This window comes from Brevibacillus brevis, assembly GCF_031583145.1.
GTDB lineage: Bacteria > Bacillota > Bacilli > Brevibacillales > Brevibacillaceae > Brevibacillus > Brevibacillus brevis_E.
On record NZ_CP134050.1, the window covers coordinates 1,473,533 to 1,494,291 of the forward strand.

The following is a 20,759-nucleotide window of genomic DNA, read 5'->3' on the forward strand; positions in this document are numbered from 1 at the left end:
CATGAGTGTCGGGAGAAAAAAAGTCAGCGCCGCTTTGTTGGCGCTTTCCATGCTGCTGAGCCAAGCCTTTTTTTCGCAGGGCGTACAGAATACAAACGCACAGGAACAGGGTGAGGTTGTGGATCTGGTCATCAGTCTGAACGCTCCCGAGGTAGATACGGGCGTAGAAGAGGACACGGTCCAGCTGCAGGCGCTTCATGTTTACCGGGACGGTCATTTTGAAAAAGCATCCAAAGACTTGGAATGGAAAACATCCAACAAGAATGTGGCGGCTGTCGATAAAGAGGGTACCGTACGCTTTGCCAAGCACCCGGGAAGAACTTTCATCTCCGTGACCGACGGCACGTTCGAAGACCGTATCGCCTTCGACTATAAGGATCGCGGGGAGCAGAAGGTATCGGTCGTCAAGCAGAAAGGGGAGCGCTACCGGATCATCGACAAAGCGATTGCGGGCATGACATTGGAAGAAAAAGTGGGGCAGATGATGATGCCCGATTTTCGCAAATGGAACGGCAAAGACGTCACGAGCATGCTGCCGGAAATCGAGGCTCTGGTCAAGAAATACAAGGTCGGCGGTGTGATCTTGTTCCGGGAGAATGTGGTGAACACGGAGCAGACGGTACGCCTCGTCCATGACTATCAGCTGGCGGCTGAAAAATACGGGCTCATGGTGACGATTGACCAGGAGGGCGGGATCGTCACCCGATTGCAGCAGGGGACGGACATGCCGGGCAACATGGCGCTGGGCGCTACCCGCTCGAAGGAGCTCGCCTTTCAGGTAGGGGACGTCATCGGCAAGGAACTGGCTGCCCTTGGGATCAACACCAACTTCGCTCCTGACATGGATGTGAACAATAACCCGGACAACCCGGTGATCGGTGTCAGGTCGTTCGGGGAGGACCCGCAGCTGGTCAGCGATTTGGGGGTCGCTTATATAAAAGGGCTGCAGCAAAACGGCATCGCCGCTACGGCCAAGCACTTTCCCGGCCATGGCGATACCGCCGTCGATTCCCATCTGGGCTTGCCGGAAGTTCCCCACGACAAAGACCGTCTGTCAAAAGTCGAGCTGTATCCGTTCAAAAAAGCGATGGAGGCGGGAGTGGATGCGATCATGACCGCCCATGTCACTTTCCCGAAAATCGACGACACCAAGGTGATCTCGAAGAAGGACGGGACGGAAATTGCGCTGCCTGCCACGCTGTCGCCCAAAGTCATCACTGGGCTAATCCGCGACGAGCTGGGCTTCGACGGCGTCGTATCCACCGATGCCATGAACATGCAGGCGATCGCTGACCACTTCGGTCCGGTAGACGCGGCAGTCCGGGCCGTGAAGGCGGGCGTGGATATCGTGCTGATGCCGGTCGGTTTGGAAGAGGTGACGGGCGGTATCCTCCAGGCCGTGAAAAATGGAGAGATCAGCGAAGCGCGGATTGAACAGTCCGTCAAACGGATCCTGACGTTGAAGGTGAAGCGGGGTATCTTCAAAGCGGAAGAGCCGGAGGGAGTGGACGCGCAAATCAAGCGTGCGCAGGCGATAGTCGGCTCTGCGGAAAACAAGCAGGTGGAAGCTGAAGCGGCCGCCCGCTCGGTGACCCTGGTCAAAAACAGCGGCGTGCTGCCGCTTGCGCTCGAAGATGACAAAAAGATTGTCGTAGTCGGGACGACGTATGCCGACAGCCTGGCTGACGCGGTGAAAAAACACCATGCCCATACATCGGTGGTCCAAATCGCCAACGGGGCGCTCAGCGCCGAGCAGAAGAAGCTGGTAGACGAGGCAGACGCCGTGATCATCGGCTCCTATACGTTTGATGTAAAAGGACGGTCGCCGGACAACGCTCTGATGAGCATTTACAACGGAATCATCCAGGAAACCGATAAGCCCGTAATCGGTATCGGCATTCGCAATCCGTACGACATCATGGCTTATCCGGAAGTGGATGCTTATCTCGCCCAGTACGGTTTTCGCAATGCCAGCTTTGCGGCCGCGGCAGCCACCATTTTCGGCAAAAACAACCCTACGGGAAAACTGCCGGTCACGATTCCGGACGGCAAGGGCGGGGATCTTTACGAGTTCGGCCACGGCTTATCCTACGAGCGATGAGCATCTGATTGGGGAAAAAGATGGGAGCGCTTTGGCGCAAAGGAGATCCGGTCGAATGGCCGGGTCTTCTTTTTTTGCCGATAAACAAAAAAAATCCAAAAGGCGGCAGCCATATTTTTATTTTTTCCTCACCTTGTCACGATTTGTGCTTTTTGGAGCGTTTTAGTTATGTATCATTCAACAAGACAAGCAAGGAGGTGAACAGCTTGGAACGACCCGCCCTATTAACAGGCCAAACGGAGCCTCCCTCTTCGGATATCGAATCCGCCATCCGGCAAGTGAAGTCCGGCGACTCCGAGACGTACACCGTGATCATTCGCGCCTTCGAAAAGAAAATCTATACGTATTGCTTCTGTATCTTGAAGAGTCGCGAAGAAGCGGAGGATGCGGTGCAGGACATTTTTATCAAGGCTTATCAAGAGCTGGACCGATACGAAAAACGGGTGTCTTTCTCCGCATGGCTCTACAAGATCGCCTATCATCACTGTCTGGATCAAATCCGCAAGCAGAATCGCTGGCAGCGGCTTGTATCGCGCTATCAGGAGCAGGTGTCTTCTTCTTCCTATATGAGACGTCCGAACGATGCGGTTCAGGAGCTGCTTCAGCATTTGAATCAGGAAGAAACCAACCTGCTTCTGTTGAAGGCGGTCGAACAGTATTCTTTTGAAGAAATCGGACAAATCACAGGATGCAAACCGACAACGCTGCGCAAAAAGTACGAACGGCTACGCAAAAAACTGATCGAACATCACAATCTTGGAGGAGGAATCGTCTATGGAGAAATGGCCGGAACTACATAAGGAGCAAGATATTGAGAACAACATTCGGCGCGCGATTCAACAAGTAGAGATGCCTGTAGACAGCTTTAGCGACCATATCATGAGACGGATTGGAGAGAAACGGATGAAACATAACAACAGCAAACTGATGAAAAAAGCAATGGTGGCGACATCCGCCGCAGCCGTACTGGGACTCGCTGCGATCGGCAGTGCCTCTGTATCCCCAGCCATGGCCGAATCGCTCAAAGGCATTCCACTCGTGAGCAATCTGGTCGCAGAGCTCACCGGAAAGACGTATACGTACGGCGATGAGGAAGCCTGGAGCATGGGAGAGGATTCGGGCTTGGCATACAAGGTGGACGGCTCGGACAGAAGCCAGGTCATGGTCAATGCGAATGGCCAGCCTCAAAACATCCAAATGGAAGTTCAGTGGAACGACCTGAAGGATGCCTATAAACAACAAATGGAAGCCGCCCTGCAGAAAGTATTTCAGGGAGAACCGGTTCAGGCCAAAACAGTGGACATCACGATCCAGTACGGAGATTTCCCCGAGGGATCTTCCATAAAAAGCGGTGCGGTCTATCTAAGCACGAGAGTGAAGAATACGACGGTCGTTTTGGAGGACGGCAAGCTGCACAGAGTCGTCAAGAGCCTTGCCAATGGGGAGGTCGATCCCGCCGCTCTCAAGACGGCAGAAACCGTCTTTGACGGCACGGCGTTAGACGGCTTGAAGAAAGGGCCTTTGGATCATCTTTCCTTTATCATGGAAAACGGAAAAGAAATGTACGAACTGTTGTTTGACAACTCGCAATTCAAACCGGTATTTGTGGTGGTAGAAAAAGGGACAAACCGCATTTTGAAGGTCGCGGCCAGCGATCTGGAAGATCAGCCGAACGAAATGGCGAAATATGCCGCCGTGATGGAAGGATACACCGAGGACCAGTTGCTGGCCAATGCGGCGATTCAGGCCAAGCAATTGCTGAAGCTCGATCTGACGGGCTACAAAGCGGCCAAGGATCCGAAAAGCTTCTCTGTAGTCCGATTCACCAAAGAAGGCGCCCCAGCAGTGCTCGGCAAATACAACCACAAGGGACAGTTTTACGCTCTACAATTGGAGGAGTACAGCATCGGCATCTAATGAAATATGCACGATGGGGTGAGCAAGGCCGAAGAAAGAAAGCGTGGCGAGTGTGCGCGGATGCGCAGCACTCGTCTTTTTTTTTTTGCGGTTGTAGTGGCAAATCGAACCCGTTTTTCACTCCGGCCAGTTACAATCTCGCAAGCAGCACCGATACATCCTCCGCGCTTTGCTGGATGTCGTGCCAGTCATGCCAGACAGAGACGACAAAATAGTAGGAAAGCATGGCGGGGAGGAATCGGAGGTAAGCCTCCAACGGGTACTTGCGCAGGATGGACCAGCAAAGCCAGATGTACACCAGCATGATGACCGAAAAAACAATCTGATTCCCTTTTTGCACAATCGAGTGGATTTCCTGTTGAACGGCGAGAAGCTCCCGATGATTTCCTTCCTCTCGTGCGAGTGTTCTTTTGAGGCTCCCTTGTGAAGTGAGGAAGGTGAATTCGTCTGTCTCTTCCCCATCGACAACCTTGTCGTTTTCGACTCGATACATGATTCCGGTAAGGATCGATCTCTCTGATGAAGACTCCAGGGTAAACTGGCTAAGTTCATCCCGATACCCATGCCAAAGGGCCAGTGTACAGAATAGACCAATGACGATGGCGATCAACTGCCAGTACGTTTTCGATTCGACGTGGATTTGAGGGAGTGAGTACATGCTATCATACCTTTTTGAATGTTTCCCATATAATACCATATGGTAATTCTTTCCTGTAACCTTTTTTTGGCAGGCAAAAAAGAAGGCCGCCCTATTCAGGCAGCCTGTCGCCATTCCCCTCACGACTCGTTCAGCAGCTTTTCGAGCTTTCTTTGCTGCTCTCTTCGCTTCAGCCGCACTTCGTGGGCTTCGGCATCCAGTGCTTTCAAGAGCGAGTAGCACATTAGCACCATGATGATGGCAAAAGGAAGGGCAGCGACGATCGATGCGGTCTGCAGTCCCTCCAGGCCGCCGCTCAGCAGGAGGACTACCGCGGTGGCCGACTGGAGAAGGCCCCACGTAATTTTCACCCGGGTAGACGGATGGAGGTCGCCATCGGACGTAAGCATGCCGAGGACGAAAGTCGCGGAGTCGGCTGACGTGATGAAGAAAACGACGATCAGGAAGAGCGCGACGAAGCTCAATATCTGTCCAAGTGGAAGCTGCTCCAGGGTCAGGAACAAGGCGGTGGAAATGTCCTGCTGCACGGCGGCGCCGATCGGGGCACGGTCGAATATTTCCAGGTGCAGGGCTGTACCGCCGAACACGGAAAACCAGATAAAGCTGAGCAAACTGGGGACGAGCATGACGCAAACCACAAACTCCTTGATGGTCCTCCCTCTGGACACTCGTGCGATGAACATGCCGACGAAAGGCGCCCACGAGATCCACCAGGCCCAGTAAAACAGCGTCCAGTTGGCGACCCAGTTGCCATGCGTAAACGGGGTGAGGCGCAAGCTCATGGAGACGAGGTTGTTCAGATAGCTGCCAAGTGTGCTCGTGAACGTATCGAACAAAAACGCAGTCGGTCCAAAAAGGAGCGTCAGCACGAGCAGGCAGAGAGCCAGGACGAGGTTGGTGTTGCTCAGCAGCTTGATCCCTTTGTCGAGCCCGGACACGGACGAGACTAGGTACAGCACCGTGATAATCGCGATGATGACGATCTGGACGAGAGGGGTCGAGGGAAGTCCAAAGATGTGGGACAATCCTCCGTTGATTTGCAGCGTGCCCAGTCCCAGGGAGGTGGCGACGCCAAAGGCGGTAGCGATTACCGCGAGGACGTCGATCGTCTTGCCGATCGGTCCGTTCACCTTCTCTCCCAACAGGGGGGTAAACGTCGAGGAGATCAATCCCTTTGCGCCTTTGCGAAATTGAAAATAGGCGAGGCACAGTGCGATGATCGCGTAGATGCCCCAGGGATGCAGGCCCCAGTGAAAAAAGGCGAAGCGCATGGCGGTTTGGGCGGCCTCCGGGGTCTGTCCGGTCACGCCAGCAGGCGGCGCGAAGTAGTGGGAGACCGGTTCGGCTACTCCCCAAAAAACAAGGCCGATCCCCATGCCGGCGCTAAACAGCATGGCGAACCAGGTAGGGAGGGAGAATTCGGGCTCGTCGTCATCATCCCCCAGGGTGATTTGCCCGTATTTGCTGAACGCCAAAAAAATGCAGAAGATCAGGAAGCCCAGTGTCACAATCAGGTAAAACCAGCCGAAATTGGTCGTGGTCAGGTCAAGGATTCGGGTAGCGGCTCGGGCGAACAGCTCGGGACTGATGACGCCAAAGAGGACGATGATGAGGACGATGATCAAGGAAATGGTGAATGTCATGAAGTGCCTCCTGATTGCCGGAAGTTGACTCGGATAGTTTAGGGTCCCGCATCGTCTGCATTATTATTCCAATTTGGAAAAGCTTCTTGGTCCAGCTGTTGCGTCGGGGGCGGAAAAAGGGGAAAACGCTGCGGCTCTTGGGCCACTTGCAAGGAAGCTTGGACTGACCAGCTCCATTCCAAAAGAGGAACGGCGTCCAAAAGCAGCGGTTTCGAAGAGGTTTCTCATGGTTGGACGCTCAGGCGTGTTCCTCTTTTTCCATTCCGCTTGAGCGGTGCCCCAAAGGTCTTCGCTTTTTTCCCCTTTTTCCGGGAGCGGCACTACTTGGGAAAAAATGCCCTTCCCGCTATTGTTTGGCGAACTGCGCAGCTTTGGCCAGCTTGCTGTTTTGCACTTCCACAACGGCCGCTTTCAGCAACTCGCCTTTGCCAAAGCGGGACGCATAGTTTTCCGTGATCAGCTTGAACGCGTACCGGTGCACGTACATGTTCTCCAGCTCTGGATCGTAGACAGCGTCGTCTTGATTAAACCGATTCGCAAAGCTTCTTCAGGACCGAACCGAGCCTGTCTAGATTTTGTTCATTTGCTTCTTCGCAGATGGGTTTGAGCTTGTGGAAATCTTCTTCGGTTTCGAAAGTCTGCCGGAACGTCATCGCGGTTCCGCCGTCCACGTCCTCAAAGGTGGATGCAAGCAGAAAGTGAGGCTTGGACTCGTGCTGCACCACAATGCGAGCAGGCCCGATTTCACGAAAGACGTTTCGGTTTGGAAAGCTGGCTCCGTTGGGGGCGTGCATCGTCAACTCCCAGACGCCGCCGGGTCTTGGATCGAAAGTATGGATCGTATTGGTGAAACCGTTGGGGCCCCACCATTGGGAGAGGAGCTCCGGATCGGTCCAAGCCCGGTATACCAAATCGCGCGGGACATCGAACTTCCGCTCTGACAGGAGCTCGAAAGTATCGGGGTTGCTTTTGCCGAGAGACTTGCCGAGAAGATCCAGCATGTCCTTCGTTCCTTGTTCACGCATTTCCGGTGTATCGGATCCCTCCAAAAACGCTCCCTGCTCGGTATAGATCAGTTTGACGCCGTCGCTGACCGGGATGAGTTCGATGGTCGCGACGGAAACCGACAGCCGGGTTTCCCCTTTGTCCAGACTGTACGTGTATACAAGTCGTTCGCTATGCACGATTTCCTGGTAATGGGCCTCGAATGTATAGACAGGTCCACCTGAAGGCCCCCCGCGGCTGATTTCACGTCCATCGACGCGAAAGTCGAATTCCTCAGACGGCTGGAACCAGCGTGCTTTGGCGGTCCGGTCCGACCATGCCGCAAACACGCGCTCTAGCGATGCCTGATAAACTCGTTCGATTTGAAAGGTAGCGTGAGTCGTAAGTCGTTGATTCATAAAGAAACCCTCCCTTTAGAGACCTCATGTACAATTTTGGGGAAACAATGGGAACGTCACTCTCCCATTCAACCGATTAATGAAGATGCTTTTGGAAGCGGCCACGGGCTCGGGTGCGACTTGAAGCTTCCGCTGAGGTACACGATTTTCGTGGCCATATCCTTGCAGGTGGATCACCCACTCCATTCTTTGTCGCTAGCTGTTTACCGGTGCCTTCAGTTTAAAACCTGACGTCGCGTCAGGTGCAAGAGGAAAAAAGAAAAAAGCCTTGGGTGGGCTTCGGAACGGGGAAGCAGTGTACAAAAGCGTAGGGCTCTCGAGGGAGGTAGCTCATCGAGATGGTCCGTAACGGCAATGAAAAGGCCATCCCATAAGGAATGGCCCGTAGACTATGGACGAACAGCCGTTTTTTTGAAGATGTCAATCAGGCTTGTAAAACTATCGCCTGCGTGACCATTTTCCATGCCTCGTTGGAAGACTTTCAGAACAGCAGCTGGCAAGGCAATGTCAATACCGGCGTCTTCGGTCGTATGAACGACGTGCTCGACGCTCGCAAAGCCCATGGCAAGTCTGTCCACGTCGCCAGGGTGCTTGCCAGCGTCGAGTCGAGAAGTGTAAAACTCGACAAACCCAGGAAGCGAGGAAAGCGTAGCGGAAGCATACGGCAGGAACTGCTCCGCTGTAATCCCGTTCGCGTTGGCCACCGCAAGAGCATGCAGGTAGCTAAGCATCGAGGTCCAGAATATGTCCATCTGGATCTGGTAGTACAGCATGGCAAGCCCAGGGTCTTCCCCCCGATAGTCGGTGCTTGTGATCACCTCCAGAGTATTTCGATGGGCATCGAAAACCTCCCTTGAACCGCTGTAATAGGTGGAAGACTCGGGCTTGCCGATGCCTGATGGCGGCACCTGCACACCGCCAGTGAGATGACGGGCTCCGCGTTCGGCCAGCCACTTCGCCGCTTGACGGGCTTTCTGGGGGGTATCAGAACTTAGGTTGACGAAAACCTTGCCGGACAGTTGTTCCGCAGCCGGCTCGAGTATCGCGTACATCACATCGTAATCGGTCAGGCTGAGGATCACCAGCTCGTTTGCGGCTAACGCCTTGTTGACTGTGGATGCTCTGACGGCACCTTTCGCAACAAGCTCGTCAGCTTTGCCGGGGGTCCGATTCCATACGGTTACCATATAGCCGCGTTCCAGGAAGGCGCCTGCCATTGCCTGGCCCATCGGACCTAACCCGATGACGGTCACGGATTGGCGGGTCCCTCCTGCGGGTGCGTTGCCGATAGCATGGTTTTCTTTTGGCTGATTGATGTTCAATGAAAAAACTCCTTTCTGGAATGAAGTAAGACGATCATAAAGGATTCCATTAGTGTCAATGTCAAGAGACTGGCGCAGTTTTTCTATGGCGATAGCAGTTTAGGCTTTGGAATGGATACGAGTCGCAGTGGATCGGGGAAGTCAGTCTGGGAGACCTGAAAGGTACGGGTGGGCTGCTGGAGGAAATCAACGAGGTCGAAAATAAAAAATAATGGGCGGCTCATCGTGGAGTCCGCCCATCACAGCGAAGTGTTTGAACAACCCAAATCTGACCACTTGCGTCAATTCCTTTTCGCGGTATTCCCAGGTGAGGTGAGCGGATCGCCTCAAGAGAAGCTCTGTTTGTGGCCCAGCCCTCCCTTTGGCGGGCTATCGGTGTGTTCTTCCTTACATCTCTACTTCGCTTTGCATTTTCGTATAGATCTCTATTTTGCGTTCGATCATCGACTGATAGGTTAGGAGTTGATCCATCTTCGCTGCGACGATCTCCTTTTGCCTCTCCAAAATGCGAAGGCGTTGGTCAATGGTTGTACTGGTCTGAACGAAATGCTTGATATCTTTGATCGTCATCCCCAGCGCTCGGAGACAACCGATAAATTCCAGGGCTTCCAGGTCCTTTGTTTCATAGATGCGCAACCCGCTCTCGTTGCGCGAAACAGACGGCAAAATGCCTTCCTTTTCATAGTACCGTAACGTATGAATCGATAGTCCTGTCAAATCCGATACTTGACCGATCGTATAGCTCACAGCTGTTTCCTCCAAAGCGACGCATCCATAATGGCCTAAATTATAATTCCTGACTGGTAGGCCGGACAATGATTTCGTTTACCGCCGTATTCTCCGGCTGGGAAATCGCATATAGAATGGAGCTGGCTATGGCCTCTGCGGGCAATCCCGCTTGCAACGATTCCTCGATGTTCTGCCGAATCTCTTTATTTGATACCGTGTGGACGAGCTCGGTGACAACACCTCCGGGACAAATAATCGTCGTCCGAATGTTGTTCTCAGCTTCCTCTTGCCGAAGGGCTTCTGTTATCGCCCGAACGGCAAATTTGGTTCCCGAATAGACCGCCCATGATTTTCTGACGATATGCCCGGTGACAGAGGAAACGTTGACGATGTGTCCCTGTCTTCGTTCCCGCATATGCGGTAGAACTGCGCCGATCCCGTACAGCACACCTTTCACGTTGATATCGATCATTGCATCCCATTCCGCCACCTTTTTCTCATGAAGGTAAGACAGAGGCATGATCCCTGCGTTATTCACCAGCACATCGATCTGACCAAAGGTGTCGATTGCAAATTGCGCCAGTTCTTCTACCTCCTCGTGGGAAGAGACATCCGTTGCTTTGTACGCGGCCATTCCCCCTTGTTCTTTAATGGCGGCTGCCAATGCCTTTAGCCGCTCCTCACGCCTTGCCGCCAGCACGAGCTTTGCTCCATGCCGGGCAAGCAGCTTGGCGGTTGCTTCCCCGATTCCGCTCGATGCTCCTGTGATGATCACGACTTTTCCTTCCACGTTCCCCATGTGAATCCATCCCTTCTCAACCAAGATGGACTCAGTGTAGGTTCTAGAGTTTACTCTAGGTCAAGGGCCTGCCGGCATTTCTCTGACAAATTTCAAGAAGATCGTTCGATCGCAAACAGCCCTTACGTAAACGTCTCGATAAACCGCGTGGCTGCCTTGGACAGATGGCGCCCGGTTTGCCAGACGACCGCGGCGGAGGAGGAAATGGCCGTGCCCTCGATCTCGATGCCTTTGATCTGGTCGCTGCGGTGCGTCTCCCAAGCCGATCGCGGGACGATGGACGCGCCGACTTTGGCTGCGACAAGACTGACGATCAGGGAGATGTCGGGGCATTCGCAAATGACGTGCGGACTTGTGCCCAGCCGCGAGAATTCCTTGTGAATCAGATCGTAAATGCCGAGGCCCGGGATGCTGGGCATGATGAGCGGAAGGGCGGCGATGTCCCGCATATGGATCCGCGGTCGCGAAGCATGGACGGTATCGGCGGGCACGATCAGGACGAACGACTCTTCCTCCAGCGGGATCGTGGTGCAATTCGTGAGGGAATGCGGCAGCCGCACGATCGCGACCTCGATGGTGCGCCGCTCCAGCCATTGGCTGAGGAGCTGGGTGTCCCCTTTCCAGACCTTATAGGTGATCAACGGGTATTGCTGTTGAAACTGGCGAATATGCTCGGGGAGATAGTAGGCGGACAACGCGCTGACGCCGATGGACAGGCTGCCCCGAAGGCCTTCCCCTGTTTCCTTTACCTCCGAAAGCGCCTCTTCCATTTGATGGACGATGCTCAGCGCCTGGCGATACAGGGTGTGACCTGCTTCCGTCAACTCCATGCGCTTCCCGGACCGTTCGATGAGCGTGACCCCGAGCTCGTCCTCCATCTGCTTCAGCTGCTGGCTCAAGGGAGGCTGTGCCATGTTCAGCCGCTTGGCCGCGCTCGTGATCTGTCCCTCCTCGGCGATGGCGATAAAGTAACGAAGCTGGCGAATATCCATCCGATGACTCCTTCTTTCTGCGGTCGAAATTGAACCATATGAAATCGATATGAAAAGCAGATTTACTTGATATTTTTCATATTGATGCCGCTATGATAGCATAACATTCATGATTGTACATGGAACTGAAACAAAAGAAAGTAGGGAAATTCACGTGCGTATGTGGATGGAGAAGTTGTTTCACCTGCGCGCTTGCGACACGACGATCAGACGAGAACTCTTGGCTGGCTTTATCAGCTTTGTTACCATTGTCTACATTGTTGCCGTAAACGCTTCGATCTTGCAGGATGCCGGCATTCCGATGGAGGCGGGCATCCTCGCGACCGTGCTGACGGCGTTCGCCGGCGCGCTGCTCATGGCTTTTTGGGCCAATGCGCCGCTTGTGCTGGTGCCCGGAATGGGGATCAATGCCCTGTTTACGTATACGTTGTGCCACACGATGGGCCTGTCCTGGCAGGAAGCGCTGGGCGCAGTGTTTGTGTCGGGCCTGATTTTCGCCGCCATCGCCTTTACCCGTGCGGCAGAAGTGCTCTCCAGGGCCATTCCGGCTTCGCTCAAAGAAGCGATTACGGTGGGGATCGGCCTGTTTCTGACGTTTATCGGCCTGCAAAAGGGCGGACTGATCGTGACAAGTCCGTCCACCTTCGTGGCTTTGGGAAATCTGGCCAGCCCGCAGGTCATCGTCACGCTGGCGACGCTGGTCATCACGCTGATCTTGTTTATCCGCAACGTCCCCGGCAACTTCCTGATCGGGATCGCCGCCGGGACGGGGCTAGGCTTTTTGTTCGGGATCGTGGAGCCCGGCAGCGGCACAGCGATTTCGTTTGCCGAGTACGGCCATGTCTTTGCGGGACTATCGTTTGACGGCATCTGGACACTGCCGTTTTGGATCGCGACGTTTTCTTTGGCGATGGTCATTGTCTTTGAAAATATCGGCTTGATCCACGGGCATACCGCCATGGCTGGTCAGCCGCACAAATTTCGCCGCTCGCTTCAGGCCAACGCTTTGGCTGCGGCCCTCTCGGGAATCTTCGGCACGAGTCCGACCGTATCGACGGTAGAGAGCGCGGCGGGCATCGCCGCTGGGGGACGTACCGGTCTTACGGCGCTCGTCACCGGGACGCTGCTGCTTGGCTCGCTTGGACTCATTCCGCTCGTGAAAATGATTCCGAATGGCGCGATCGCCCCGGTGCTGATCATCATCGGCGGGCTCATGCTGCAAAATGTGCAGAACATCAACTTGAAAGACTTCTCGGAAGGCTTCCCCGCCTTTTTGATCATCGCGATCATCCCGCTGTCGTACAGCATCGTGGACGGCATCGCGTTCGGCTTCGTCGCGTATCCGCTCCTGAAGCTGGCTTTGGGCAAAAGGAAGGAAGTGCCTGCGCTCCTCTATGTAATCGCCGGATTGTTCCTGCTGAATCTGGTGCTGCCTGCGTTGACCTAAAGAAGAAAGAAGCAAATGCCCTGACCAAGTGGTTGGGGTATTTTTTTTGTGCAAGGAATGAATCAGTGGGTTAACCCCATGAACGTTTACGAAATGACCATCCAGCTCCGCGTCACGGACATGAAGAAGGGACAAGCCTGGTACGAAACGCTTTTGCGCCGACAGCCCGACTTCGTCCCGCACGATGGCTTTGCCTAATGGGAGCTGCTTCCCGGCTGCTGGCTTCAGGTGGCGGAAGGCGAACCCGCTGCGGGAAGCGGACCGCTTCGGCTTGGGGTGGAGGATCTGGAAGGGGAGCGGCAGCGACTGGCGAGCGAGCTAGCGGTAGAGTGGTTCGAGATCTACCAGCGCGAGGAAGTGCCGGTGAAATGGGGGACGTTCGCCGATCCCTGGGGCAATCGCATCGGGTTTTTCCGGTACCTGGACGAATCAGAGCTAAAGGAGAAGATCAAAGGCATCACGAGAGGACAAACGAATGAACGATGACAGAAGAAGGTCACCCCTTGCAGATTGCCGGCGAGGGGTTTTGTTCGTGCTGACCAAGCTCCCAAACGAAGGTAGGTGAATACCCTGTAAAAAAAGAGAGGAGTTGCATCATGAACGGATATTGGTACGGCCCTTACGCGTACGCCTCCTATCAGCCGTACGCGCAGCCGGCTGCCCATGGAGAGACGGACCAGCGCATGCAGCTCGTCCTGCGGTTAATCCTCGAAGCGATCTCGGACGAGCGGCACGACGAGCTGTTCTACGATTACTTGCTGAGTGTCGCCCCTACGGAAAAAGAGCAGCAGGTCATCACCGGAATACGCGACGACGAACGAAAACACCGCAGATTGTTCCGGCAAATGTACACACAGCTGACAGGCCAGCGACCACCGATGACAGGCGAGGGAGAGGCGTTTCAAAAACCGGCCAGCTACCTGGACGGGATCGAACAGGCGCTGATGGGCGAGCTCAAGGCGTTTGAAAAATACCGCGTGATTTACAAATACATCCCAACGCAGTACCGAGACACCATCTTTGAGATCATGACCGATGAGATGAAGCATGCCAGCTATTACAACTGGCTGTACGCGAAAAATAAATGACCCCCGAAGAAGCCCTCACTGGCCTTGTGCCACTGGGGGCTTTCCTCCTGTTTCTGCCAAAGTGCGGGCGAGGATTGCACCGTATTGTGAAAAAACGTACAATGAGGAAATGCCCAAAGAGGGCCGCGGTTCGAAAAACTCCCGCGTTATCAAAACTAGGAGGCATTTTTTATGTTTAATCTCGCTTTGGGAGTGGGATTCGCCCTTGTCAACTTCGGGTTGTTCCTGCTCTGCTACCGCCTGTTCGGCAGGATGGGCCTGTACGCGTGGCTCGGAATGGCTACCGTGCTGGCAAATATCCAGGTCGTCAAGACCATCGAGATGTTCGGGCTGGTCATGACGCTCGGCAACACCATTTACGCGTCCATTTACTTGACGAGCGACCTGCTGAATGAAAAATACGGGGAAAAGGCCGCCAAGAAAGCCGTCTGGTTTGGCTTTTTCACCTTGATTGCCACGACGATCATCATGCAGCTGGTGCTGCTGTTCGAACCGGCGGAGACGGACATCGCGCAGGAGTCGCTGGAAAAGTTGTTCGGCCTGATGCCGCGGCTCGCGCTTGGCAGTCTGTGCGCCTACTTTATCAGCCAGTTCGTCGACGTGAAAATCTACACCTGGCTAAAGAAGAAGTGCCCGCGTCCGAATCAGCTGTGGATCCGCAACAACGGCAGCACGCTGTTCAGCCAGTTGCTGGACTCGGTAACGTTCTGCTCGATCGCGTTTTTGGGCGAGTACCCGATGGGCGTCTGGTGGGAGATCCTGTTGACGACCTACCTGCTCAAATTCGTCGTATCGGCGGCATCGACGCCGGTGCTGTACATCGCCCGCAGCATGAAGGTGCCGGAGGAATAAAACAAGCCTGCCAAAAAGAGAGACACGCGATTTTGCCCGTAGAAGGCAGCGTGTCTCTTTTCTTTTCCCTTAGAAGGCGGCGGAATCCTCTTGTCCATCCAATGCATAGAAGGCCTTCATGTAATTCACGAATGTTTTGACCACCGACGATTGGATCGAGGACTCCCGGTAATGCATCCACGTATTTCGGGAAAGCTCGCTCCCGTTCTGATAAGACAAGTCGATCGTGTGGAAATTGTCTTGTTCCTTCAGGCAGGTACGCGGGATGATCGCATATCCAAAGCCGTATCGGACCATCTCTTTGCAGGACTCGGCGTTGTCGACCTGCATGGAAAGGCGGGGCGGTTGCGTGTACCGTTCTTGCCACCAGTCTTCGATCGCTTTCGGCAAGAGCAGATCGGTTTTGTACTTGATATTGGCAGAATGATGGGGCGTTCGGTAGTGAATTCTCGGCAGGCTTGGAAGGTCGTCCAGACTTATTTTTTCTTTGGAAATAACCGTGATGCGATTTCGATAGATTAAACATTTTTGATCAAACCATTGGTAGTTTCCACTGATGATGCCCACGTCCACACTTTCTTCATTTAGCAGTTGATGAATCATGGAGCTGTAGCCGGTCTCCAGCGTGATCGTCACATCCGGGTAGTCTTCCAAAAAGCTTTTGAGGATCGGAGGGAGCTTGTAGTGGGCAAAATGATTGGAAACCCCGAGTCTCAGCGTGCCTTTCACCTCATTGGCCATATTGGAGAGGTGGTCTTTTGCTTTCCGCATCTCGAGCACCAGTTTTCTGGCAAAGCTGACCAAGTATTCCCCTTCCGTCGTGAACTTTACGCCTTTTCCATGCTTGGTGAAAATCGTGATGCCGAATTCGGCTTCCAATTGCTGCAGGCGATAGCTGAGCGCCGGCTGGGAAATGTGCATGCGTTCCGCCGCGCGGGTAATGTTTTTTTCCTCGTATACGTGCAAGAGCAACTTGCAGTCTTTGTCGTCCATCCTACATACCCCTTGTCCCAAAGGTAAACAGCCTGATGAAAAAAGAATGAAAATTCTTTCATATAAAAATTTTATCACATTTTAAGAAAATGTGAATTTTACTTATTTTTTCAGACAACTTATATTTTTAAATAAGCAAGGCAGACAGTATTTTTTCTGCCAGCAGAAAAATTTAGAGGAGGAAAACCCCGAATGCAACAAGGACAGCCATTTGAGCAGGCAAGCCGATCCACCCAATCATTTCCCTACTACCGATTTAGCGGGACGCATCGCGAGATTGGAAGACAATACGGGGAAGCATGCGCACCGCTGATTCGAAAGCATCGTGACTACGCGCTGGAGCGGTTGCGCTCGAAAGTAGTGGTCCCCTCCCTGCAAGCTCTGGAGGAGGAGGCTTTGAAATACAGGCCTTACGTGCAGCAATATGCGCCGTTTTTTGATGAGGAGATCCAAGGCATTGCGCAAGGAGCGGGGATTTCCCTGGGAGAGGCGTATTTCCTCCAGTTGCGTGCGGAAATTTATCAGCATTTCGATGCGACGGATGAATGTACGACGTTCGCCGTATCGCCGGAAGCGACTCTCGACGGCACTCCGCTCATTGGGCAAAATGCGGATTTGCCCGCTTTTTATGGAGAGGTGGGCATCGTGGCGGAGTATGTTCCGGATGCTGGACCGGCTTGCCTGATGCTGACGCCGGCCGGACAAGTGTCCTACATCGGGATCAACGACTGTGGGATGGGAGTTTTCGCCAACTTCCTCGTAAGCGATGGCTGGCGGGTGGGATTTCCCCGATACCTGCTTTCACGGCTGGCATTGACGAAAAATTCTGTAGATGAGGCGGCGGCGCAGGTCAAGAGCGTGTACCGAGCCTCTTCCCGAAACCTGATCATGATGGACAAGACGGGGAGAAGCCTGGATCTGGAGACGGTTCCCGCCCGGGCTGCGGCGCTTGAGGCGACAAACGGCATCCTGGCCCACTCGAATCACTTCGTTTCCGAAAGCATGCTGGAGGAAGAGCGCAAAACCGGAGAGGACCTGGAGAATTCCCGTGTCCGCCTGGGTCGAATGCGGGCCCTGCTGGAGAGCAAACGCGGCCTGCTTGATGTCGCAGCGATGCAAGAGCTGTTGCGGGACCGCGAGACAGCACCGCATACCCTGTGCCGGATGCCGGGAGATTTCGGGGAGTCGATCACCTTTGCGTCCGTGATCGCGGAGCCGACCAAAGGAAACCTGTGGATTGCGATCGGGCCGCCGCACCAGTACGAGTATAAACGCTACACGTTTTCTTCATGAGTCAGTGTGACGGATATCGCGAAGGCCATTATTGCAGAGATGAGGGGGAAAACAAATGAAAAGATGGTTATCTACCATGCTGTTGTCGCTTACCTTGGTTGTTTCGGCATGCGGCGGCACTTCCGGCACGTCAGGTGCCGGTACCGAGGGAGGCGCACAGGAGCTCGTGGTGGCATTTAGCACGGAGCCGGTGACTCTGGACCCGCAGGACACGAGCGATGGCATTTCCAACAATGCCAACGAGCTGCTTTTCGACAAGCTGGTCACGCTCGATAAAAACAATGAAATCGTTCCGCAGCTGGCAAAGGAATGGAGTACCTCGGAGGACGGCAAGAAAATGACGTTCAAGCTTCGCGAGGATGCCAAGTTCCAGGACGGTACGCCGGTCAATGCGGAAGCGGTCAAGTATACGTTTGACCGCGTCCTCAACAAGGAGAACAAGCTCGCCCGCTATTCCTTGTACGCCGAGTTCATCGACAAGGTGACGGTGGACAGCGAGTATCAGGTCAGTTTTCAGCTGAAATTCCCGTTTGGACCTGCACTGATTTCCTTCGCCCATACGAACGGAGGGATACACAGTCCGAAAAACCTGCAGGAAAAAGGGAAAGACGTCGGAAAATCGCCGGTGGGTTCCGGCCCCTATAAGCTGAAGGAATGGATTCCGGGGACGAAGATGGTGTTTGAAGCCAATGAAGCGTATTGGGGCGGGGCTCCCAAAATCAAGACGATCGTGTTCAAGCCGGTGACGGAAAATTCGGCCCGGTCGATCATGCTGGAGACTGGTGAGGCCGATGTGATTGTGCCGGTCGTCACATCGGACGTCGAACGCCTCAAAGGAAACGACAAGCTGAAGGTGCAAACCGAGCCGAGCTCCCGCAACCTGTATATTTCCATCAACACATCGAAGGCTCCGTTCGACAATGCGAAAGTACGCCAGGCACTCAACTACGCGGTGGACAAAGAGACCATCGCCAGCAAAATCATGGCCGGACAAGCGAAAGTGCTGGATGCGGCCTTCGGCGAAAAAATTTGGGGTCACACCTCGGTAGGCGCGTATCCGTACGATCCGGAAAAGGCCAAGCAGCTGCTTGCGGAGGCGGGCATCCAGCCGGGCACGACGATCAGGCTGTGGACGCCGGAGGGTCGCTACCTCATGGACCGCCAGATCGCCGAGTTCATCCAGGGCAACCTGCAAGCCGTAGGATTCAACGTGGTCTTTCAAAAATGGGAATGGGGTGCTTTCCAGGAGGCGATCAAGAGTCCGAATGCCGAATTCGATCTGGCGGTAAACAGCTGGGGCGCTTCCACCAATGACGCCGACTGGGCGCTGCGTCCCATCCTGAAGACGGGCGGCGCAAGCAATTACGCCAAGTATTCCAATCCCAAGCTGGACGAGCTGATCGACAAGGGGATGAAGGCTTCCGACCCGGATGAGCGGAAAAAGCTGTACAGCGAGGCACTCGCTCTGATCAAGGAAGAGGCTCCGTGGATTTTCCTGCTGGAGTACAAGCAGACCTCAGGGGTGCGAAGCAATGTAGAGGGCGTATACTCCTGGAGCAACGAGCGGCTGATCCTGCGGGACGCCGTGAAGAAGTAAACTGCGAACAGAAGAGGAAGGGGAGGGGACAGGAGCCTATCCCCTCGCTTTTCCTGGCAAAGGAGGCAGCCACTTGCTCAGTTATATCCTCAAGCGCTTGTTGCAAATGATTCCTACTCTGATCGGCGTATCGATCGCGACCTTCGTGCTGATTCACTCCGTTCCGGGAGACCCGGCCCGCATGATCGCCGGAAACGAGGCGAGCGAAGAAGAAGTCGCGCTGGTTCGGGATCGCCTGGGTCTAAACGAACCGCTGCACGTCCAGTACGGGCAGTATGTCATGGGTCTGGCCAAGGGCGATCTGGGTACCTCGCTGCGTTCGGACCGTCCGGTTCTGGACGAGATCGTCTCCCGTTTCCCGACTACGCTTATGCTGACCTGTGTTTCCATGATTGTCATGGTCGGTGTCGGGCTGTTGGCCGGAATCCTGTCCGCCACGAAACCGAACAGCAAAAGGGACAACGCCACCATGATGTTTTCGCTGTTCGGCATCTCCATGCCGATTTTCTGGCTGGGGCTCATGCTGATCCTACTCTTTTCGTACTACTTGCAATGGCTGCCGTCCGGCGGAAGCGACGGCTTCCGATCTTTCATTCTTCCGGCATTGGCCCTCGGACTGTCCTCTTCTGCCATTTTGGCCAGGCTGTCCCGCTCCAGCATTCTCGAGGTGATCCATCAAGACTTCGTCCGGACGGCAAGAGCCAAGGGCGTCAAGGAAAAATGGGTGATCTACAAGCATACGCTGAAAAACGCGCTTATCCCGATCATAACGATCGTGGGGCTGGAATTCGGCCATCTGCTGGGGGGAGCTGTCCTGACGGAAACGGTATTTTCCATGAACGGAATTGGTCGATTCATCATTCAGTCCATCCAGTTTCGCGACTATCCGGCCATACAAGGCAGCATCCTTTTTGTTGCCGCAATCTTCGTCATCGTCAATTTAATTGTGGATCTTTGCTACAGCCTCGTAGATCCCCGAGTCAGATACGAGTAGGGAGGAGCAAACTCATGAGTCAGACAGAAGCAGCAGTCCCACAAGCGGACAGCCTTTCCATCGGACCGGCGTATACTGCTCGGTCCCCCTGGAAAATGATTGTCCTGCGCTTCAAGAAAAACAGACGGGCGATGGCAGGATTGTGGATGGTGCTGGTGTTTCTCATCGTGGCCATCTTTGCCCCGTGGATCGCTCCTCATGACCCGTACGCGCAAAACATGCAGGTGATGCTGCAATCGCCTTCGCTGGACCATTTGTTTGGTACGGATGAATTCGGACGCGATATTTTTTCGCGAATCATCTACGGAGCGCAAATCTCCCTCATGATCGGAATCGTCGGGGTTTTGATTTCCATCGTGTTTGGCGTGGCGCTCGGGACCGTCTCGGGCTACTTTGGCGGGATCGTGGATTCGGTAGTGATGCGGGTGATGGATATTTTCATGGCGTTTCCCAGCTTTCTGCTGGCCTTGGCCATCGTCAGCGTGCTCGGACCGGGCATGGTCAACGTCATGATCGCCATCGGAATCTTTTCGGTTCCGACCTTTGCCCGCCTTTCGCGCAGCGCTGTCATCTCCGTCAAAAACAAAGAGTACATCGAGGCTGCCAGAGCGATGGGAGGCACCCATCTGTTCATCATTTGGAAGCACATCCTGCCGAACAGCATCGCGCCGATCATCGTGCTGTCCACCATGCGGATCGCTACAGCCATTCTCACGGCAGCCGGCCTCAGCTTTCTGGGCATGGGAGCGCAGCCCCCCACTCCGGAATGGGGCGCGATGCTGAGCACGGGAAGGGAGTATTTGCGAACAGCCCCGCATGTGAGCACGATCCCGGGTCTGGCGATCATGTTCATGGTACTGGCTTTCAACATGCTCGGGGATGGCTTGCGCGATGCACTCGATCCCAAGATGAAGCTCTGACGAAAGGGAGG

The 20,759-nt window shown here is 54.3% G+C and carries 19 protein-coding genes and 1 pseudogene; 11 read left to right on the top strand and 9 right to left on the bottom strand.

Annotation, left to right across the window (positions count from 1 at the left end; translation table 11 throughout):
- The first annotated feature begins 1 nt into the window (after position 1).
- From RGB73_RS07520 to RGB73_RS07530, 3 genes are all read left to right on the top strand, one after another.
- On the top strand, positions 2–2,101 hold the full coding sequence (locus tag RGB73_RS07520) for a glycoside hydrolase family 3 protein (protein ID WP_396136178.1): 2,100 nt from the start codon (positions 2–4) through the stop codon (positions 2,099–2,101).
- Between the two features lie 206 nt (positions 2,102–2,307).
- On the top strand, positions 2,308–2,901 hold the full coding sequence (locus RGB73_RS07525) for an RNA polymerase sigma factor (protein WP_310770583.1): 594 nt from the start codon (positions 2,308–2,310) through the stop codon (positions 2,899–2,901).
- Positions 2,876–4,018 carry a DUF4179 domain-containing protein gene (locus RGB73_RS07530; RefSeq protein WP_310770584.1) on the top strand — a complete coding sequence of 381 codons (1,143 nt, stop codon included), beginning with the start codon at positions 2,876–2,878 and terminating at the stop codon, positions 4,016–4,018. The genes RGB73_RS07525 and RGB73_RS07530 overlap by 26 nt, the downstream gene beginning before the upstream one ends.
- A gap of 130 nt (positions 4,019–4,148) precedes the next feature.
- Here the strand turns inward: RGB73_RS07530 and RGB73_RS07535 are convergent, their stop codons facing one another.
- From RGB73_RS07535 to RGB73_RS07570, 8 genes are all read right to left on the bottom strand, one after another.
- The gene (locus tag RGB73_RS07535) at positions 4,149–4,676 is read right to left on the bottom strand and encodes a hypothetical protein (RefSeq protein WP_310770585.1); all 528 of its coding nucleotides are present in this window, start codon (positions 4,674–4,676) and stop codon (positions 4,149–4,151) included.
- A 119-nt stretch (positions 4,677–4,795) separates the two neighbouring features.
- Positions 4,796–6,319, bottom strand: coding sequence for a glycine betaine uptake BCCT transporter (locus RGB73_RS07540; RefSeq protein WP_310770586.1), 1,524 nt, complete (start codon positions 6,317–6,319; stop codon positions 4,796–4,798).
- A 346-nt stretch (positions 6,320–6,665) separates the two neighbouring features.
- Complete coding sequence (locus tag RGB73_RS07545) at positions 6,666–6,800, bottom strand: hypothetical protein (protein WP_310770587.1); 135 nt, start codon at positions 6,798–6,800, stop codon at positions 6,666–6,668.
- Between the two features lie 43 nt (positions 6,801–6,843).
- Positions 6,844–7,722, bottom strand: a complete 879-nt coding sequence (locus RGB73_RS07550) for an SRPBCC family protein (protein ID WP_310770588.1) — start codon at positions 7,720–7,722, stop codon at positions 6,844–6,846.
- Positions 7,723–8,111: 389 nt separating this feature from the next.
- Positions 8,112–8,951 (bottom strand): NAD(P)-dependent oxidoreductase, encoded by an 840-nt coding sequence (locus RGB73_RS07555; RefSeq protein ID WP_396136202.1) that lies wholly within the window; start codon positions 8,949–8,951, stop codon positions 8,112–8,114.
- Between the two features lie 480 nt (positions 8,952–9,431).
- The gene (locus tag RGB73_RS07560) at positions 9,432–9,791 is read right to left on the bottom strand and encodes a MerR family transcriptional regulator (protein ID WP_310770589.1); all 360 of its coding nucleotides are present in this window, start codon (positions 9,789–9,791) and stop codon (positions 9,432–9,434) included.
- Between the two features lie 40 nt (positions 9,792–9,831).
- Positions 9,832–10,572, bottom strand: a complete 741-nt coding sequence (locus tag RGB73_RS07565) for an SDR family oxidoreductase (protein WP_310770590.1) — start codon at positions 10,570–10,572, stop codon at positions 9,832–9,834.
- Positions 10,573–10,694: 122 nt separating this feature from the next.
- Complete coding sequence (locus tag RGB73_RS07570; protein ID WP_310770591.1) at positions 10,695–11,564, bottom strand: LysR family transcriptional regulator; 870 nt, start codon at positions 11,562–11,564, stop codon at positions 10,695–10,697.
- A gap of 160 nt (positions 11,565–11,724) precedes the next feature.
- Between RGB73_RS07570 and RGB73_RS07575 the strand changes: the two genes are divergently transcribed.
- The 4 genes and pseudogenes from RGB73_RS07575 to RGB73_RS07590 all read left to right on the top strand — a co-directional run bounded on the left by RGB73_RS07575 (position 11,725) and on the right by RGB73_RS07590 (position 14,951).
- On the top strand, positions 11,725–13,011 hold the full coding sequence (locus RGB73_RS07575) for an NCS2 family permease (RefSeq protein WP_310774183.1): 1,287 nt from the start codon (positions 11,725–11,727) through the stop codon (positions 13,009–13,011).
- A 78-nt stretch (positions 13,012–13,089) separates the two neighbouring features.
- Positions 13,090–13,497: pseudogene (locus RGB73_RS07580) on the top strand (VOC family protein).
- Positions 13,498–13,607: 110 nt separating this feature from the next.
- On the top strand, positions 13,608–14,099 hold the full coding sequence (locus tag RGB73_RS07585) for a ferritin family protein (RefSeq protein ID WP_310770592.1): 492 nt from the start codon (positions 13,608–13,610) through the stop codon (positions 14,097–14,099).
- Between the two features lie 171 nt (positions 14,100–14,270).
- Positions 14,271–14,951: a queuosine precursor transporter gene (locus tag RGB73_RS07590; protein WP_310770593.1), complete on the top strand. Its 681-nt coding sequence runs from the start codon at positions 14,271–14,273 to the stop codon at positions 14,949–14,951.
- Between the two features lie 69 nt (positions 14,952–15,020).
- On the opposite strand, the gene RGB73_RS07595 is transcribed toward RGB73_RS07590, so the two are convergent.
- The gene (locus RGB73_RS07595; protein ID WP_310770594.1) at positions 15,021–15,944 is read right to left on the bottom strand and encodes a LysR family transcriptional regulator; all 924 of its coding nucleotides are present in this window, start codon (positions 15,942–15,944) and stop codon (positions 15,021–15,023) included.
- A 192-nt stretch (positions 15,945–16,136) separates the two neighbouring features.
- Between RGB73_RS07595 and RGB73_RS07600 the strand changes: the two genes are divergently transcribed.
- The 4 genes from RGB73_RS07600 to nikC all read left to right on the top strand — a co-directional run bounded on the left by RGB73_RS07600 (position 16,137) and on the right by nikC (position 20,748).
- Positions 16,137–17,237 carry a C45 family autoproteolytic acyltransferase/hydrolase gene (locus RGB73_RS07600; RefSeq protein WP_310770595.1) on the top strand — a complete coding sequence of 367 codons (1,101 nt, stop codon included), beginning with the start codon at positions 16,137–16,139 and terminating at the stop codon, positions 17,235–17,237.
- A gap of 55 nt (positions 17,238–17,292) precedes the next feature.
- On the top strand, positions 17,293–18,834 hold the full coding sequence (locus tag RGB73_RS07605; protein ID WP_310770596.1) for a glutathione ABC transporter substrate-binding protein: 1,542 nt from the start codon (positions 17,293–17,295) through the stop codon (positions 18,832–18,834).
- 73 nt (positions 18,835–18,907) lie between these two features.
- Complete coding sequence (nikB, locus tag RGB73_RS07610) at positions 18,908–19,828, top strand: nickel ABC transporter permease (RefSeq protein WP_310770597.1); 921 nt, start codon at positions 18,908–18,910, stop codon at positions 19,826–19,828.
- 14 nt (positions 19,829–19,842) lie between these two features.
- Positions 19,843–20,748 carry a nickel transporter permease gene (gene nikC, locus RGB73_RS07615; protein WP_310770598.1) on the top strand — a complete coding sequence of 302 codons (906 nt, stop codon included), beginning with the start codon at positions 19,843–19,845 and terminating at the stop codon, positions 20,746–20,748.
- The last annotated feature ends 11 nt before the right edge of the window (positions 20,749–20,759 follow it).

Bases quoted from the DNA above. Each gene is read 5' to 3' on its own strand.
- RGB73_RS07570 (WP_310770591.1), bottom strand. From the start codon at position 11,564: ATGGATATTCGCCAGCTTCGTTACTTTATCGCCATCGCCGAGGAGGGA.
- RGB73_RS07555 (WP_396136202.1), bottom strand. From the start codon at position 8,951: ATGGGCCAGGCAATGGCAGGCGCCTTCCTGGAACGCGGCTATATGGTA.
- RGB73_RS07565 (WP_310770590.1), bottom strand. From the start codon at position 10,572: ATGGGGAACGTGGAAGGAAAAGTCGTGATCATCACAGGAGCATCGAGC.
- RGB73_RS07590 (WP_310770593.1), top strand. From the start codon at position 14,271: ATGTTTAATCTCGCTTTGGGAGTGGGATTCGCCCTTGTCAACTTCGGG.
- RGB73_RS07530 (WP_310770584.1), top strand. From the start codon at position 2,876: ATGGAGAAATGGCCGGAACTACATAAGGAGCAAGATATTGAGAACAAC.
- RGB73_RS07600 (WP_310770595.1), top strand. From the start codon at position 16,137: ATGCAACAAGGACAGCCATTTGAGCAGGCAAGCCGATCCACCCAATCA.
- RGB73_RS07605 (WP_310770596.1), top strand. From the start codon at position 17,293: ATGAAAAGATGGTTATCTACCATGCTGTTGTCGCTTACCTTGGTTGTT.
- RGB73_RS07550 (WP_310770588.1), bottom strand. From the start codon at position 7,722: ATGAATCAACGACTTACGACTCACGCTACCTTTCAAATCGAACGAGTT.
- nikC (WP_310770598.1), top strand. From the start codon at position 19,843: ATGAGTCAGACAGAAGCAGCAGTCCCACAAGCGGACAGCCTTTCCATC.
- RGB73_RS07585 (WP_310770592.1), top strand. From the start codon at position 13,608: ATGAACGGATATTGGTACGGCCCTTACGCGTACGCCTCCTATCAGCCG.
- RGB73_RS07540 (WP_310770586.1), bottom strand. From the start codon at position 6,319: ATGACATTCACCATTTCCTTGATCATCGTCCTCATCATCGTCCTCTTT.
- RGB73_RS07595 (WP_310770594.1), bottom strand. From the start codon at position 15,944: ATGGACGACAAAGACTGCAAGTTGCTCTTGCACGTATACGAGGAAAAA.
- RGB73_RS07535 (WP_310770585.1), bottom strand. From the start codon at position 4,676: ATGTACTCACTCCCTCAAATCCACGTCGAATCGAAAACGTACTGGCAG.
- RGB73_RS07575 (WP_310774183.1), top strand. From the start codon at position 11,725: ATGTGGATGGAGAAGTTGTTTCACCTGCGCGCTTGCGACACGACGATC.
- RGB73_RS07520 (WP_396136178.1), top strand. From the start codon at position 2: ATGAGTGTCGGGAGAAAAAAAGTCAGCGCCGCTTTGTTGGCGCTTTCC.